Below are 15,084 nucleotides of genomic sequence, written 5' to 3'. Positions count from 1 at the left end.
AGGAGACGATCAGTCGCGGAAGTTGTTGAACTGCAGCGGCATGCCGAATTCGTGACCGCGCAGGGCGGCGATGGCTTCTTGCAGGTCGTCACGTTTCTTGCCGGTCACACGAACCTGTTCGCCCTGAATGGCGGCCTGAACCTTGAGCTTGGCTTCCTTGATGTGAGCGACGATCTTCTTCGCCAGTTCCTTGTCGATGCCTTCCTTGAGGGTGGCTTCCTGCTTCATCACCTTGCCGGAGGCGTAGGCGTCCTTCACTTCCAGACATTGCACGTCGATCTTGCGTTTGATCAGCGCCATTTTCAGGATCTCGATCATCGCCTCAAGCTGGAATTCCGCTTCGGCGGTCAGGTTGACGGTCAGCTCCTTTTCCTTGAACTCGAAGCTGCCTTTGCCTTTGAGATCGTAGCGGCGGTCCAGCTCTTTGATCGCGTTGTCGACGGCATTCGTGACTTCGTGTTTATCCAGTTCAGACACTACGTCGAACGAGGGCATGTAGATTCTCCAATTGATACGGCGCGGCTCAATGCACAACGAGCGCGCCTGACTTGACGGGATGAAAACCCGGTCATTATAACGAGACTTTTCCTCTGTTCATCGCGACCCCTCCCGGTATGGCGCAATTCCCCGTGAAATCCTCTGTGTGGCACATCCTCGGCGCTGGCAGTCTGGGCAGTCTGTGGGCGACCCGACTGGCCCGTGCCGGTTTACCTGTGCGCTTGCTACTGCGTGATCAAACACGCTTGGACACTTACACCGCCAAAGGCGGCCTGACGCTGAGCGAGCAAGGCCAGCGACACGTTTTTCAAATATCCGCGCAAACCCTCGACGACCCCGAGCCCATCCATCGCCTGCTGGTGGCCTGCAAGGCCTATGACGCTGAGCGGGCGGTAGCGAGCATCGCTTCACGGCTGGCGACTGGTGCGCAGGTTCTATTGCTGCAAAATGGTCTGGGCAGCCAGCAAGCGGTCGTCGAATCCATTCCTCAGGCTCACTGCGTGTTTGTGTCCAGCACCGAAGGGGCCTTTCGCGATGACGATTTCAGCGTGGTGTTTGCCGGGCAGGGTTTCAACTGGCTGGGTGACGGCCAGCAGAAGGCGCCATCTGAACTGCTCACCGCTCTCGAACAGGCGGGCATTCCCCACGAATGGACGCCGGATATCCTCGACCGCCTGTGGCGCAAACTGGCCCTGAACTGCGCGATCAATCCGCTGACCGTGCTGCATGGGTGCCGTAACGGCGAATTGCGCGCGCATGCCGACGAGGTCGCGGCACTGTGTGATGAGCTGGTCGCCGTCCTGACCGGCTGTGGGCAAGCTGCCGCCGCAGAAGGGCTGCACGCTGAAGTGAGCCGGGTCATCGAGGCCACGGCGGCCAATTACTCGTCGATGTATCAGGATGTGGCGCAGGGGCGACGTACGGAAATCAGCTATTTGCTGGGGTATGTGTGCGACGCTGCGGAACTTCACAATGTTGATGCGCCGTTATTGCATGATTTGCGACAACAGTTGGTGTCGCACCTGACTGTCAAAGGTCTACCTAACGATTGAGTTCTTTGTGGGAGCGGCAATACCCCCCACAGATGCCTCCAGACTTTACATCACGGGTTTGCGCTGACCGCGAACAGCGCTAACCTGCCAATTCCCATTCGCCAGTGATCCTGCCCCATGCCATTGCGCCAGCGCCTTGAAAACCTGCCGGTCGGCCAAAAGCTGTTGGCCGCCCTGCTGGTTCTGCTGACCACCGTTCTATTGGTCGCTAACCTGACCTTCATCAGTGCCGCCTATTACATCTCTCAGGAAGCGATGGCCCCCCAGGCGTTGCAGACCATCGGCCGCCTGATCAGCAACCCTGGCCTCTCCGAGCAGGCGCTGTCCTCGCCCTACAACGCGCAAGCCTTGCTTAAAGAGCTGAAAAACTACGGCCCCCTGCGCGCTGCGGCCGTTTACGACAGCACCGGCGAGCGACTGGCTCAAGTGCAGCAAGGCGACAAACTGCGTCTGCCGGACCATTACCGCAACATGGAAAGCTGGCGCATCACCGAGTTTCGCAATACCCAGGTGATCTCGATTCCCAAGCCAGGCCAGGCGCCAGGCCATCTGTTGCTGGTGGCCAGCAGCGAACTGCCCACAGCGTTCTACACCGGCACGCTGACGGCGAGTCTGGGCATTCTGATTTTCAGCGTCCTGCTGTGGGCGGGTGTGGCCCGGCAGATTCGCCGCTTCATCACCGAACCGATCTATCAACTGGAAGAACTGTCGCGCCGAGTCACGCGCGAAGAGAACTACGCCCTGCGCGCAGGCCCTGGTAATCGGGACGAAATCGGCTCCCTCGCCGAGGCCTTCAACACGATGCTGTCGCGCATGGAAGCCCGCGAGCAGCAGCTCAAGCGCGCTCGCGATGAATCTCAGGAAGCTTATGATCAAGCTCAAGGGCTGGCGGAAGAAACCCGTCACACCAACCGCAAGCTGGAACTGGAAGTGCAGGTTCGCAGCAAGATCGAGAAAAAGCTCACCGGTTTTCAGAATTATCTGAACAGCATCATCGACTCCATGCCTTCGGCGCTGATCGCACTGGACGAACAGTTGTACGTGACCCAGTGGAACCAGGAAGCGGGCGCCCTCTCCGGCACGCCACTGGACGAGGCGTTGAACCAGCCGATATTCCTCGCGTTCCCGCCGATGAAGGCGTTCCTGCCGCAGATCAAGCAGACCGTCGAGAAGCACACCGTCACCAAGATCGAGCGCGTGACGTGGGTCAAAGACGACCTCACCCGCCACTTCGCCCTGACCTTCTACCCGCTGACCGGCGGCGCCGGGCGTGGTGTGGTGATCCGCATCGACGACATCACCCAGCGCCTGTCGCTGGAGGACATGATGGTGCAGTCGGAAAAAATGCTCTCGGTCGGTGGTCTGGCTGCAGGCATGGCCCACGAAATCAACAACCCGCTTGGCGCGATCATGCACAACGTGCAGAACATACGACGCCGCTTGTCCCCTGAACTGCCGAAGAACCTGGAACAGGCCGAGCAGGAAGGCATCGAACTGGCGGCGGTGAATCAATACCTCAGCGCGCGGGAAGTGCCGCAATTGCTCGACGGCATTCAACAAGCCGGTGGGCGGGCGGCGAAGATCGTCAGCCACATGCTCAGTTTCAGCCGCCGCAGCAACCGACAGATGGCGCCGTGCGATCTCCCCGCGCTGATCGATCAGGCAGTAGAAATCGCCAGCAACGACTTCGATCTGACCATCGGCTTCGACTTCAAGGGCCAGAACATCCTGCGCCAGTTCGATGCGAAACTCGGCCCCGTCCCCGGCACGGCCAACGAACTGGAACAAGTGCTGCTCAATCTGCTGAAAAACGCCGCGCAAGCCATTCACATGCGAGACCACGACGCCGATCCGGGGCGCATCATTCTGCGCACCCGGCTGAACCCGCCGTGGGCGGAAATTCAGGTGGAGGACAACGGCATCGGCATGCCCGAGAACGTGCGCAAACGCATCTTCGAGCCGTTCTTCACCACCAAGGAAGTCGGTCAGGGCACCGGGCTGGGCCTGTCTGTCTCGTATTTCATCATCACCAACAACCACAAAGGCCAGATGGAAGTGCATTCCACCGTCGGCCAGGGCACCTGTTTCACGCTTCGTCTGCCGCTGGCAGGCAATCCGATGAACGTGCCTGCCCCGCAAGTCATTGGTCAAAACGACCGGGAGTAAAACGATGGGATTTCGCTTGTCGAAAATTTACACACGCACTGGCGACAAGGGCGAAACCGGCTTGGGCGATGGCCGCCGCGTACCCAAGGACCATCCGCGAGTCGAGGCCATTGGCGAAGTCGATACGCTGAACAGCCAGTTGGGTTTGCTGCTGGCGGGGCTTGAAGGGTTGGCCCATTCAGTGCCTGCGATGCAGGACGTCATCGATGTACTGGCGCCGTGTCAGCACCGGTTGTTCGACTTGGGTGGCGAGTTGGCAATGCCCGAGTATCAGGCGCTGAATGCGGCCGAACTCGAGCGGCTGGAAGCGGCGATTGATGAGTGGAACGAAGAAGTGGGACCGCTGGAGAATTTCATCCTGCCCGGTGGTTCTACGTTGATTGCCCAAGCCCATGTTTGCCGCAGCCTGGCGCGCAGTGCAGAACGCCGCTGTCAGCACCTCAATGCGATCGAGCCGCTGGCTGGCGTGGGGTTGGCGTACATCAATCGCCTGTCGGATCTGCTGTTTGTTGCCGCACGAATCATCGCACGCAGGCAGGGTGTGGCGGAGATTTTGTGGGAGGCAGCGAAGAAGCCGGAGTGACCACAAATAACAATTCGATGGGGTTAACCTGTGGGAGCCGGCTTGCTGGCGAATGCGGTGTGTCTGCTGCCTATCTGCAACTGACCCGACGCATTCGCCAGCAAGTCGGCTCCTAGGCGATCATCGTTGCAATCAAACCCCGTGTGGCCAGAACGCGCGGATTCCGGCCACGCCCTGCGCGCCGTTTTCCCACGCCTGTTCCCGCTGCGCAGGCCCTACTCCGCCCAACAGATAAACCGGCTTGCTGAACCCGTCTATCAACGCCCGCGCCTGCTCCCAGCCCAACGGCGTGGCATCCGGGTGCGTCTGGGTCGGTTGAACCGGTGACAGGGTGACGAAATCCACACCCATCTGCTCAGCCAAGGACAGTTCTTCAGCGCTATGGCAAGACGCCGCCAACCAGCGTTCTTCCGGGAAAGGACGGCCTTTGCTGGCGTACTTGCGCAGTTGCTCGCTGGTCAGGTGCCAACCCGCAGCCGGAAAGTCGCCCAGCCACTCCAGCGGGCCTTTGAGCATCAACTGCGCCTTGCCTGCGCACAAGCCTACCGCATCCACCGCGATGTCGCGGTATTTAGGGTCGTACCCGTTCGGGGCGCGTAGCTGAATCAGCTTGATGCCACCGGCAATGGCCTTCTGCATGCCTTGCAGCAACTGCGGCGTGTCGAGGCCATCCGGAGTGATCAGGTACTCACCCGGCAGCCGTGCGGCGGCCACGATCGGCTTGTTCGCCGCAGGGAATTCATACCCGGCCAGCTCTTTGTTGGACACCCAGGCCAGTGGCTGCCCCTCGGCGCCATGGGGCTCGCCAGTAAAAGACGAAACTTCCCAGACATCCAGTAACACCTGCTTGTCGGGGTAGTCGTGTTTGATCTTGATCAGGGGCCGCGCCTTGGTGACCACAATGCCCAGTTCTTCCTTCAACTCGCGGGACAATCCCGCTTCGACGGTTTCGTCGGGCTCGACCTTGCCACCGGGAAACTCCCATAAGCCGCCCTGATGCTGCGTGTCAGCGCGCCGGGCAATGAGAATCTTGCCGTCGGCGCCACGGATGACGGCGGCGGCTACATGGATGCGTTTCACGTTCGGTATTCCTCAGAATCGGCATCGAATACACATCTATGGTTCGACGCGTATCACTGTGGGAGCCGGCTTGCAGGCGAAAGCGACCTGTCAGTCAACTCATTCGTCACTGACTCACCGCATTCGCCAGCAAGCCGGCTCCCACAAGAACAGTGTCCAACCAAAGACACTCGACACACGATCCAATCAGGTGCGGTATTCCGCGTTGATCTTCACGTACTCGTGGGACAGGTCGGTGGTCCAGATGGTTTCGCTGCACTCACCACGGCCCAGTTCGATGCGAATGGTGATTTCTTCCTTGGCCATCACTGCCGAGCCTTGCTCTTCGGTGTAGGTCGTCGCGCGAGCGCCCTTGCTGGCGATGCACACGCCGCTCAGAAACACGTCGATCTTGCTCACGTCCAGATCCGGCACGCCAGCACGGCCCACAGCGGCCAGAATACGGCCCCAGTTCGGGTCGGAAGCGAACAGTGCGGTCTTGATCAGTGGCGAATGGGCGACGGTGTAGCCAACGTCCAGACACTCCTGGTGATTGCCGCCGCCGTTGACTTCAACAGTCACGAACTTGGTGGCGCCTTCGCCGTCACGCACGATGGCTTGTGCCACGTCCATGCAGACTTCGAACACGGCCTTTTTCAGCGCATCGAACAGCGGGCCTTTGGCTTCGGTGACTTCCGGCAGGTTGGCCTGGCCGGTCGCAACGAGCATGCAGCAGTCGTTGGTCGAGGTGTCGCCATCAATGGTGATGCGGTTGAACGACTTGTTGGCACCGTCGCGGATCAGGTCCTGCAACACGCTCTGGGAGACTTTAGCGTCGGTGGCGATGTAGCCGAGCATGGTCGCCATGTTCGGACGAATCATGCCCGCGCCCTTGCTGATGCCGGTCACGGTGACAGTCACGCCATCGATCTGGAACTGACGGCTCGCGCCTTTTGGCAGGGTGTCGGTGGTCATGATGCCGGTGGCCGCAGCCGCCCAGTTATCCACAGACAGGTCGTCCAACGCGGCTTGCAGGGCGCCTTCGATCTTTTCCACAGGCAGCGGCTCACCGATCACCCCAGTGGAGAACGGCAGAATGGCGCTGGCGTCGACGCCAGTCAGCTCAGCCAGCTTGGCAGTGGTGCGCTCGGCGGCACGCAAGCCCGGCTCACCGGTGCCCGCGTTGGCGTTACCGGTGTTGGTCAACAGGTAGCGAACAGTGCCGCCCACGCGCTGCTTGGACAGGATCACCGGAGCGGCGCAAAACGCGTTCAGGGTGAACACGCCTGCAACGCTGGAGCCTTCGGCGCAGCGCATGACCACAACGTCCTTACGCCCTGGGCGCTTGATACCGGCAGAGGCGATGCCGAGTTCAAAACCGGGAACCGGGTGCAGCGTCGGCAGAGGACCAAGACCAACAGCCATGAAATGCGCTCCTTGAATAGCCAGGCCGACGGGCAGTGCCACTACGGCGCGAATGATTGAAAAACGCCGCGACGGCTAGGCCAGTCGCGGCGTGGGATTACAGTGATGCTACAGCCGGATTGTTACTCAGGAAATCTGGCCATGGCAGTGTTTGAATTTCTTGCCCGAACCGCACCAGCACAATTCGTTACGACCCAGTTTCTGGTCGTTGCGAACCGGCGACATAGCGGTGGCGGCCGCGACGGCGACGTCATCGCCCTCTTCTGCCAGCGCGGTCGGCTGATCCAGACCTGGCGCTTCGGCGTGCTGGAACTGCATGCGCTGAGCCAGCTCTTCGGCTTCGCGACGCAGACGCGCTTCCTCTTCGGCCGGATCTTCGCGGCGCACCTGAACGTGAGACAGCACACGAATGGTGTCGCGCTTGATCGAATCCAGCAGTTCCTGGAACAGCGTGAAGGACTCGCGCTTGTATTCCTGTTTCGGGTTCTTCTGAGCGTAGCCGCGCAGGTGAATACCGTGACGCAAGTGGTCCATGGTCGACAGGTGGTCTTTCCACAGGTCGTCCAGCACGCGCAGCAGAATCTGTTTCTCGAAGGTGCGCAACGCTTCGGCGCTCGCCTGATCTTCCTTCTCGTTGTAAGCCGACAGGATGGCTTCCAGCAGTTTCGGACGCAGGTTTTCTTCGTGCAGATGGTCGTCTTCGTCCAGCCACTGCTGAATCGGCAGTTTCACGCCGAAGTCGCTGTTCAGCGCCGCTTCCAGACCCGCCACGTCCCACTGCTCTGGCAGCGACTGTGGCGGAATGTGCGCGGTGATGGTGGCATCGAGGACCTCTTCGCGGAATTCGGCAATGGTGTCACCAATATTCGCCGCAGCCAGCAGGCTGTTGCGCATGTGGTAGATCACTTTACGCTGTTCGTTGGAGACGTCGTCGAACTCCAGCAGTTGCTTACGAATGTCGAAGTTGCGGCCTTCAACCTTGCGCTGGGCCTTCTCGATGGCATTGGTCACCATGCGGTGCTCGATCGCCTCACCGGACTGCATGCCCAGCGCTTTCATGAAATTCTTCACCCGGTCAGAGGCGAAAATGCGCATCAGGCTGTCTTCCAGCGACAGGTAGAAACGGCTCGAACCGGTGTCGCCCTGACGACCGGCGCGACCACGCAACTGGTTGTCGATACGACGGGATTCGTGGCGCTCGGAGGCGATCACATGCAGACCACCGGCCTGGATCACTTGCTGATGACGCTTCTGCCAATCGGCCTTGATCTGGGCGATCTGCTCTGGCGTCGGATCTTCGAGGCTCGCGACTTCCACTTCCCAGTTACCGCCCAACAGGATGTCGGTACCACGACCGGCCATGTTGGTGGCGATGGTCAGGGCGCCCGGACGACCGGCCTGCGCGATGATCTCGGCTTCTTTTTCGTGGAACTTGGCGTTCAGGACCTTGTGATCGATACCTTCCTTTTTGAGCAGGTTGGACATGTGCTCGGAGGTTTCGATGGTCGCGGTACCCACCAGCACCGGACGCTGCTCGGCCAGGCAGGCCTTGATGTCAGTGATGATCGCTGCGTATTTCTCGTCAGCGGTCAGGTACACCAGGTCGTTGAAGTCTTTACGCGCCAACGGCTTGTTCGGCGGAATGACCATCACGGCCAGTGCGTAGATCTGGTGGAATTCGAACGCTTCGGTGTCCGCCGTACCAGTCATGCCAGACAGCTTGTTGTACAGACGGAAGTAGTTCTGGAACGTGGTCGATGCCAGCGTCTGGCTCTCGGCCTGAATGTTCAGGTGCTCTTTGGCTTCGATCGCCTGGTGCAGACCTTCCGACAGACGACGACCCGGCATGGTGCGGCCGGTGTGTTCGTCGACCAGCATGATGCCGCCATCCTGAACGATGTATTCAACGTTGCGATGGAACAGCTTGTGCGCACGCAGACCGGCGTAAACGTGAGTCAGCAGGCCCAGGTTGTGCGCCGAATACAGGCTCTCGCCTTCGGCCAGCAGACCGACCTGGGTCAGCATCTCTTCGATGAACTGGTGACCGGCCTCGTTCAGTTCCACCTGACGGGATTTCTCGTCGATGGTGAAGTGGCCCTGTTTGGTCACCTGGCCTTCCACTTCCTCGATGTGTTGTTCGAGTTTGGGGATCAGCTTGTTGATTTCGGTGTACAGCTTGGAGCTGTCTTCGGCCTGGCCGGAAATGATCAGCGGGGTACGGGCTTCGTCGATGAGGATGGAGTCCACTTCGTCGATCACGGCGAAGTTCAGCTCGCGTTGGAATTTGTCTTCCAGGCTGAACGCCATGTTGTCGCGCAGGTAGTCGAAGCCGAATTCGTTGTTGGTGCCGTAGGTGATATCGGAGTTATACGCAGCACGCTTTTCTTCAGGCGGCTGGAACGGCGTGACGACGCCGACGGTCAGGCCGAGGAACTCATACAACGGACGCATCCAGTTGGCGTCACGACGGGCCAGGTAGTCGTTCACGGTCACCACATGCACGCCCTTGCCAGACAGCGCGTTGAGGTACACCGCCAGGGTGGCTACCAGGGTTTTACCTTCACCGGTACGCATTTCGGCGATCATGCCTTCGTGCAGCGTCATGCCGCCGATCAGTTGAACGTCGAAGTGACGCATTCCCATGATGCGTTTACCCGCTTCACGGCAGACCGCGAAGGCTTCAGGCAGGAGCTTATCGAGGGTCTCACCTTTGGCGATACGGGCCTTGAACTCTTCGGTCTTGGCGCGCAGCTGCTCGTCCGAAAGGGCCACCATTTGCTCTTCGAAGCCATTGACGATCTGGACCGTCTTGAGCATGCGCTTCACTTCGCGCTCGTTCTTGCTTCCGAAAAGTTTTTTTAACAAAGGTGCAAACATATCGACAGGATCTTCCACACATAGGAATGGAGGGCGGCCCCGTGAGTCGCCCGTGCAGCCCTCATGGCCGCATGCGAACGAGCATTCTACCCGGAAATGGTGGTGAGGAAAGTGGCGTTATTCCACGATGCTGGCACTGCAATGTTACGGGGCAGAAGTACAATAGGGGCATTTCTTCGGACTTCAACCCGTACAGGCATCAGATTACATAAAGTTTTCTTCATAATCGCCCGGCTCACGGCACACCGCACCGGTGCCGAGAATGGTACACACGTATTCTGGTAACATCGTGAACTTGTATCGAAAGGCAACCTGACATGGCATTCCGGCCCCTCTCGGCTCGCGCCCCCTCTGTTTTTCTGCGTGATGCGAGACCACTCAAAGCCATTTTCAATCACGCTCAACGGCTGGCTCACTTGCAGCGATTGCTGGAAAGTCAGCTGCAACCGGCTGCGCGGGAACATTGCCATGTGGCTTCGTGGCGGGAAGGTACGCTGGTGCTGGTGGTGACCGACGGGCACTGGGCCACGCGATTGCGCTATCAGCAGAAACGGTTGCAGCGGCAGTTGGTGGCGTTCAGGGAATTTGCCAACCTGACTCGGCTGTCGTTGAAGGTCCAACCGTCAATCACGCGCGGCGCCGTGCCGGGTCAGCCAAGGGATCTTTCGCCTGTGGCGGCTGAGGCGTTGAACGAAGCGGCTGAAGGGATCACTGATCCGAAGTTGCGGGCGGCGCTGGAGCGATTGGCGGCGCATGGGAAGGTCAAGAACGCGTGACCCCGAGTAAGCAAAAGCCTTTACTCCCGGCTTGTTCCAACTTCTTTGGGGCTTGCGTTTCGGCCAGCGCCCAGGTCACGCTCTGCGGCGTCTGAATAGAGAACGTCCCAAGATCAACGGCAGTCGTAGTTGCAGCGGCACCGCTACCTGATTGCCAATCCAAATAAAAAAGGCCACCCGAAGGTGGCCTGAAATATTCAAACTAAGAAGAAGAGGTGTGGTTACACCGCCGCTACAGGGCGCATGTATGAGATCGGTGCAGTACTGGCATCTTCGAATGTCACGACTTCAAACGCATCTGGCTGTGCGATCAACGCACGCAGCAGGCGGTTGTTCAGACCGTGTCCAGACTTGAAGCCCTGGTACTCGCCGATCAAGCTGTTACCCAGCAGATACAGGTCACCGATGGCATCCAGGATCTTGTGTTTGACGAATTCGTCTTCATAGCGAAGACCGTCTTCGTTCAATACGCCGTCCTTGTCCACGACGATCGCGTTTTCGACGCTGCCGCCCAGAGCAAGGTTGTGCTTGCGCAGGTACTCGATGTCTTTCATGAAACCGAAAGTACGCGCACGGCTCACTTCTTTCACGAAGGAAGTGCTGGAGAAGTCGACGCTCGCGGTTTGTGTGCGGTTCTTCAGGTACGGGTGATCGAAATCTATTTCGAAGCTCACCTTGAAACCTTCGAACGGCACGAACTTGGCGTATTTGCCGTCTTCTTCCACGCAGACTTCTTTCAGAATGCGAATGAATTTCTTCGGTGCGTCCTGTTCTTCCAGGCCAGCTGACTGAATCAGGAATACGAAGGGACCTGCGCTGCCGTCCATGATCGGAACTTCGGAGGCAGAGAGTTCAACGTAGGCGTTATCGATGCCAAGGCCAGCCATGGCCGACAGCAAGTGTTCAACCGTATCGACCTTCACATCGCCGTTGAACAGCGTTGTGGAAAGCGTGGTGTCGCCCACATTCAGCGCGTGTGCGTTGATCTGGACAACCGGCTCAAGGTCGGTACGGAAAAACACAATGCCAGCGTTCACAGGTGCAGGTTTGAGGGTCAGGTAAACCTTTTCCCCCGAGTGCAGGCCGATACCTGTGGCACGGATAATATTCTTCAGGGTGCGTTGTTTAATCATGGCATTGGCCGCTTCAGCGCATATCGCGAATTAGTATCAACAAAGGCTGGCGATGATAGCAGACCTGGCCTTTGCTGAACACCAATCACCCTTATACCCCTGATAGAACTCATCAATCAGCCTGACGACGCAGGAAAGCTGGAATGTCCAGGTAATCCAGATCGTCTTGCGGATTCATTTTTGCCGCTGCCGTGGCGCCTGCGTGAGCCTGATTGCGCATCACGGTAGGACGGTCCAGATCGCGGTAATTCACCGACGGCTGCTCCTGGCGAACGGCTTGTTGCTGCACGGGAGCGGCTTGAGCGGTTTGCATGGTGTTGTCGATAACCTTCACAGGCTTCTCGATTTTTGCACCCAGGCCGGTGGCAACCACGGTCACGTGCAACTCGTCGCGCATGTCCGGATCGATAACGGTACCGACCTTGACCATCGCGTGCTCGGAGGCGAACGCTTCGATGATGCTACCCACGTCGGAGTACTCACCCAGAGAAAGGTCAGGACCGGCAGTGATGTTGACCAGAATGCCGCGAGCACCTTGCAGGTTCACGTCTTCCAGCAGCGGGTTGCGAATGGCCGCTTCGGTGGCCTCACGCGCACGGTTCGGACCGCTGGCCGCGCCGGTGCCCATCATCGCCATGCCCATTTCGGACATCACGGTGCGTACGTCGGCGAAGTCGACGTTGATCATGCCAGGACGCTTGATGATGTCGGAGATACCGCGAACGGCACCGGCCAGTACATCGTCAGCCTTGGCGAAAGCCGACAAGAGGCTTGCGTCTTTGCCCAGGATGGTCAGCAGCTTCTCGTTGGGGATGGTGATCAACGAGTCGACGCTTTCGGACAGCGCGCGGATGCCTTCGTCGGCGATCTGCATACGCTTGCGGCCTTCGAACGGGAACGGACGGGTCACGACCGCAACGGTCAGAATGCCCAGTTCCTTGGCCACCTCGGCGATGATCGGCGCTGCACCGGTACCGGTACCGCCACCCATGCCGGTGGTGATGAAGACCATGTTGGTGCCCTGCAGCACTTCCGCAATGCGCTCACGATCTTCCAGCGCAGCCTGACGACCCACTTCAGGGTTGGCACCGGCACCCAGACCTTTGGTCACGCCAGTGCCCAATTGCAGAATGGTGCGTGCGCCAATGTTTTTCAGGGCTTGAGCATCGGTGTTGGCGCAGATGAACTCAACGCCTTCGATGTTGCTCTTGACCATGTGATTGACCGCGTTGCCGCCGCCACCACCGACACCGATAACTTTGATTACCGGGCTTTGTGGGATGTTGTCTACGAGCTCGAACATGTTCCCTCTCCTTCACTTCTCTAGTTTTTTATCGCCTACTGCCGCCTACCACTTTTTGAAACTTAGAAATTCCCCTGGACCCAGCGCTTGAGACGCTCAAACACGGGTGCCTTAGGTTCATCGCTATAACTGCTACTGGAGCCGGTCAGGCCGGACAGCGAGATGCCGTCAGACTGCTTTTGCAGTCCGTAGAGCAACAGGCCGACACCAGTGGAGTAGATCGGGTTGCGAACGACGTCCGCGAGCCCTTTGATGTTGTGCGGAGTACCCAGGCGAACCGGCATGTGGAAGATTTCTTCCGCCAGCTCCACCGCGCCTTCCATTTTCGACGTGCCACCGGTCAGCACGATGCCGGCCGGAATCAGGTCTTCGTAACCGCTGCGACGCAGTTCGGCCTGAATCAGGGTGAACAGCTCGTCATAGCGCGGCTCGACCACCTCGGCCAGCGCCTGACGGGACAGTTCGCGAGGTGGACGGTCGCCCACGCTCGGCACTTTGATGGTTTCACCGGCACCGGCCAGCTTGGCCAGCGCACAGGCGTAACGGATTTTGATTTCTTCGGCGTACTGGGTCGGGGTACGCAGCGCCATGGCGATGTCGTTGGTCACTTGATCACCGGCAATCGGGATCACGGCGGTGTGACGAATCGCGCCTTCGGTGAAGATCGCGATGTCAGTGGTGCCGCCACCGATGTCCACCAGACACACGCCCAGTTCTTTCTCATCGTCCGTCAGGACCGAATAGGCCGAGGCCAGTTGCTCCAGGATGATGTCGTCGACTTCCAGACCACAGCGGCGTACGCACTTCTCGATGTTCTGCGCAGCGTTCACCGCACAGGTCACGACGTGAACCTTGGCTTCAAGACGCACGCCCGACATGCCCAGTGGTTCACGAACGCCTTCCTGGTTATCGATCACGTAATCCTGCGGCAGGGTGTGCAGCACGCGCTGGTCAGCCGGGATCGCGACCGCCTGAGCCGCGTCCAGTACGCGCTCAAGGTCCGCAGAGCTCACTTCGCGGTCACGAATCGCCACGATGCCGTGGGAATTCAGGCTGCGAATGTGATTACCGGCCACACCGACGAACGCCGAGTGGATGCGGCAACCCGCCATCAACTGCGCTTCTTCGACAGCGCGTTGAATCGACTGCACGGTCGACTCGATGTTGACCACCACGCCCTTCTTCAGACCGCGTGACGGGTGGGTGCCGATACCGACGATTTCCAGCGTGCCATCAGCCGCGACTTCGCCTACCAGCGCCACCACCTTGGAGGTGCCGATATCCAATCCGACGATCATTTTGCCGCTTTGCACGTTTGCCATGGGTCCTGCCTCTTATCAATTCTTCGCGACGGCGGGTTTGTCCGTCGTTGGCGCTACTGCCTGCTCACGCCACCCAACAGCCAAGCCGTTGTTGTAGCGCAGGTCTACTCGCGCAATGTTCGTGATCTGTTCTTTAAGCGTTTTTTCGTAGATGGCGATAAAGCGGCGCATCTTCTCCACCAGATGATCACGCCCCAGCAGCAACTCCAGACCGGGGCCTGCGCTGTTTGCGCCGGTGGTGAGGAACCAACTGCCTCGCTCGCGCAATTCCAGACGAGCGATGGAGAAGCCCAGCGGGCGCAACATCTGGCTCAGCACCTGGTACTGCTGCATCACCTGCTGTTGGGCCCGTTGAGGCCCGAACAACTGCGGAAGGTGTTCGTAGTTGGACAGTTCACGCGGGGTGAAGGCCTGCCCCTGATTGTTCAGCAGGGCTTCGTCGCCCCAACGCGCAACCGGCAATTGTTCTTCCAGACGGATCACTACCTGATCCGGCCAGACACGGCGGACTTCGGCGTGGGCGATCCACGGCATCTGCTCAAGCTCGGTACGCATGCCAGCCAGGTCGATGTTGAAGAAACTGGTCGCTACGTAAGGCGCGATACGCTGCTGAACGGCCTGCTGGCTGATGTAGCTCAGGTCGCCCTGAACGTTGATCCGCGAGATCGGCCGATCAGCATAAGGCAGCAGACGCTGGGCCGCTTCGTAAGTGCCGAAACCGAATACCACCAGCAACACGGGCCACATCAGGCTGCGCAGGAAACCGAAATTCGGTTTAGGCATTCGCGCCGACAGCGGCTCTTTGGCCACCATGCGACTGGCACCCCGCGGCACCGGCTTGCGACCACCGGAAACGGGTTGTTGATGACGTACCGTTGCGCCGAGCATGA

Annotated in this window: 12 protein-coding genes; 4 read left to right on the top strand and 8 right to left on the bottom strand. The window is 59.3% G+C overall.

Annotation, left to right across the window (positions count from 1 at the left end):
- Positions 1–9: 9 nt before the first annotated feature.
- On the bottom strand, positions 10–495 hold the full coding sequence (locus ACI2KB_RS15005) for a YajQ family cyclic di-GMP-binding protein (protein WP_404635791.1): 486 nt from the start codon (positions 493–495) through the stop codon (positions 10–12).
- Between the two features lie 119 nt (positions 496–614).
- On the opposite strand from ACI2KB_RS15005, the gene ACI2KB_RS15000 reads away from it, so the two are divergent.
- The 3 genes from ACI2KB_RS15000 (at position 615) to ACI2KB_RS14990 (ending at position 4,299) form a co-directional block, all read left to right on the top strand.
- Positions 615–1,550, top strand: a complete 936-nt coding sequence (locus tag ACI2KB_RS15000; RefSeq protein ID WP_404635789.1) for a putative 2-dehydropantoate 2-reductase — start codon at positions 615–617, stop codon at positions 1,548–1,550.
- Positions 1,551–1,667: 117 nt separating this feature from the next.
- Positions 1,668–3,716 (top strand): ATP-binding protein, encoded by a 2,049-nt coding sequence (locus ACI2KB_RS14995; RefSeq protein WP_404635787.1) that lies wholly within the window; start codon positions 1,668–1,670, stop codon positions 3,714–3,716.
- Positions 3,717–3,720: 4 nt separating this feature from the next.
- Positions 3,721–4,299, top strand: a complete 579-nt coding sequence (locus ACI2KB_RS14990) for a cob(I)yrinic acid a,c-diamide adenosyltransferase (protein WP_404635785.1) — start codon at positions 3,721–3,723, stop codon at positions 4,297–4,299.
- 132 nt (positions 4,300–4,431) lie between these two features.
- On the opposite strand, the gene ACI2KB_RS14985 is transcribed toward ACI2KB_RS14990, so the two are convergent.
- The 3 genes from ACI2KB_RS14985 to secA all read right to left on the bottom strand — a co-directional run bounded on the left by ACI2KB_RS14985 (position 4,432) and on the right by secA (position 9,660).
- A complete protein-coding gene (locus ACI2KB_RS14985; RefSeq protein WP_404635783.1) occupies positions 4,432–5,379 on the bottom strand; it encodes a Nudix family hydrolase in 948 nt (315 codons plus the stop codon).
- Between the two features lie 186 nt (positions 5,380–5,565).
- Positions 5,566–6,783, bottom strand: a complete 1,218-nt coding sequence (gene argJ, locus ACI2KB_RS14980; protein ID WP_404635781.1) for a bifunctional glutamate N-acetyltransferase/amino-acid acetyltransferase ArgJ — start codon at positions 6,781–6,783, stop codon at positions 5,566–5,568.
- A 126-nt stretch (positions 6,784–6,909) separates the two neighbouring features.
- Positions 6,910–9,660 carry a preprotein translocase subunit SecA gene (gene secA / locus ACI2KB_RS14975; RefSeq protein ID WP_404635779.1) on the bottom strand — a complete coding sequence of 917 codons (2,751 nt, stop codon included), beginning with the start codon at positions 9,658–9,660 and terminating at the stop codon, positions 6,910–6,912.
- Between the two features lie 317 nt (positions 9,661–9,977).
- Here secA and ACI2KB_RS14970 point away from each other — a divergent pair, with 317 nt between their 5' ends.
- Positions 9,978–10,436 carry a DUF721 domain-containing protein gene (locus tag ACI2KB_RS14970; protein ID WP_404635777.1) on the top strand — a complete coding sequence of 153 codons (459 nt, stop codon included), beginning with the start codon at positions 9,978–9,980 and terminating at the stop codon, positions 10,434–10,436.
- Between the two features lie 221 nt (positions 10,437–10,657).
- Here ACI2KB_RS14970 and lpxC read toward each other — a convergent pair whose 3' ends face one another.
- The 4 genes from lpxC to ACI2KB_RS14950 form a co-directional block, all read right to left on the bottom strand.
- Positions 10,658–11,569, bottom strand: a complete 912-nt coding sequence (lpxC, locus tag ACI2KB_RS14965) for a UDP-3-O-acyl-N-acetylglucosamine deacetylase (RefSeq protein WP_404635775.1) — start codon at positions 11,567–11,569, stop codon at positions 10,658–10,660.
- A gap of 112 nt (positions 11,570–11,681) precedes the next feature.
- Complete coding sequence (ftsZ, locus tag ACI2KB_RS14960) at positions 11,682–12,872, bottom strand: cell division protein FtsZ (RefSeq protein WP_108236923.1); 1,191 nt, start codon at positions 12,870–12,872, stop codon at positions 11,682–11,684.
- Positions 12,873–12,934: 62 nt separating this feature from the next.
- Entirely contained in the window at positions 12,935–14,194 is a 1,260-nt protein-coding gene (gene ftsA, locus ACI2KB_RS14955; protein WP_404635773.1) for a cell division protein FtsA, read from the bottom strand.
- Between the two features lie 15 nt (positions 14,195–14,209).
- Positions 14,210–15,082, bottom strand: coding sequence for a cell division protein FtsQ/DivIB (locus tag ACI2KB_RS14950; RefSeq protein WP_404635772.1), 873 nt, complete (start codon positions 15,080–15,082; stop codon positions 14,210–14,212).
- Between the last annotated feature and the right edge of the window lie 2 nt (positions 15,083–15,084).

Source organism: Pseudomonas sp. NPDC088444 (assembly GCF_044900175.1).
In the GTDB taxonomy this organism is placed as follows: Bacteria; Pseudomonadota; Gammaproteobacteria; order Pseudomonadales; family Pseudomonadaceae; genus Aquipseudomonas.
Note: the sequence above shows the minus strand (reverse complement) of the source record. Positions and strands in the feature narration are given on the sequence as shown.

Coding starts and splice junctions, on each gene's coding strand:
- ACI2KB_RS14990 (WP_404635785.1), top strand. CDS start 3,721: ATGGGATTTCGCTTGTCGAAAATTTACACACGCACTGGCGACAAGGGC.
- ftsZ (WP_108236923.1), bottom strand. CDS start 12,872: ATGTTCGAGCTCGTAGACAACATCCCACAAAGCCCGGTAATCAAAGTT.
- ACI2KB_RS15005 (WP_404635791.1), bottom strand. CDS start 495: ATGCCCTCGTTCGACGTAGTGTCTGAACTGGATAAACACGAAGTCACG.
- ACI2KB_RS14970 (WP_404635777.1), top strand. CDS start 9,978: ATGGCATTCCGGCCCCTCTCGGCTCGCGCCCCCTCTGTTTTTCTGCGT.
- secA (WP_404635779.1), bottom strand. CDS start 9,660: ATGTTTGCACCTTTGTTAAAAAAACTTTTCGGAAGCAAGAACGAGCGC.
- ACI2KB_RS15000 (WP_404635789.1), top strand. CDS start 615: ATGGCGCAATTCCCCGTGAAATCCTCTGTGTGGCACATCCTCGGCGCT.
- argJ (WP_404635781.1), bottom strand. CDS start 6,783: ATGGCTGTTGGTCTTGGTCCTCTGCCGACGCTGCACCCGGTTCCCGGT.
- ftsA (WP_404635773.1), bottom strand. CDS start 14,194: ATGGCAAACGTGCAAAGCGGCAAAATGATCGTCGGATTGGATATCGGC.
- ACI2KB_RS14950 (WP_404635772.1), bottom strand. CDS start 15,082: ATGCTCGGCGCAACGGTACGTCATCAACAACCCGTTTCCGGTGGTCGC.
- ACI2KB_RS14995 (WP_404635787.1), top strand. CDS start 1,668: ATGCCATTGCGCCAGCGCCTTGAAAACCTGCCGGTCGGCCAAAAGCTG.
- lpxC (WP_404635775.1), bottom strand. CDS start 11,569: ATGATTAAACAACGCACCCTGAAGAATATTATCCGTGCCACAGGTATC.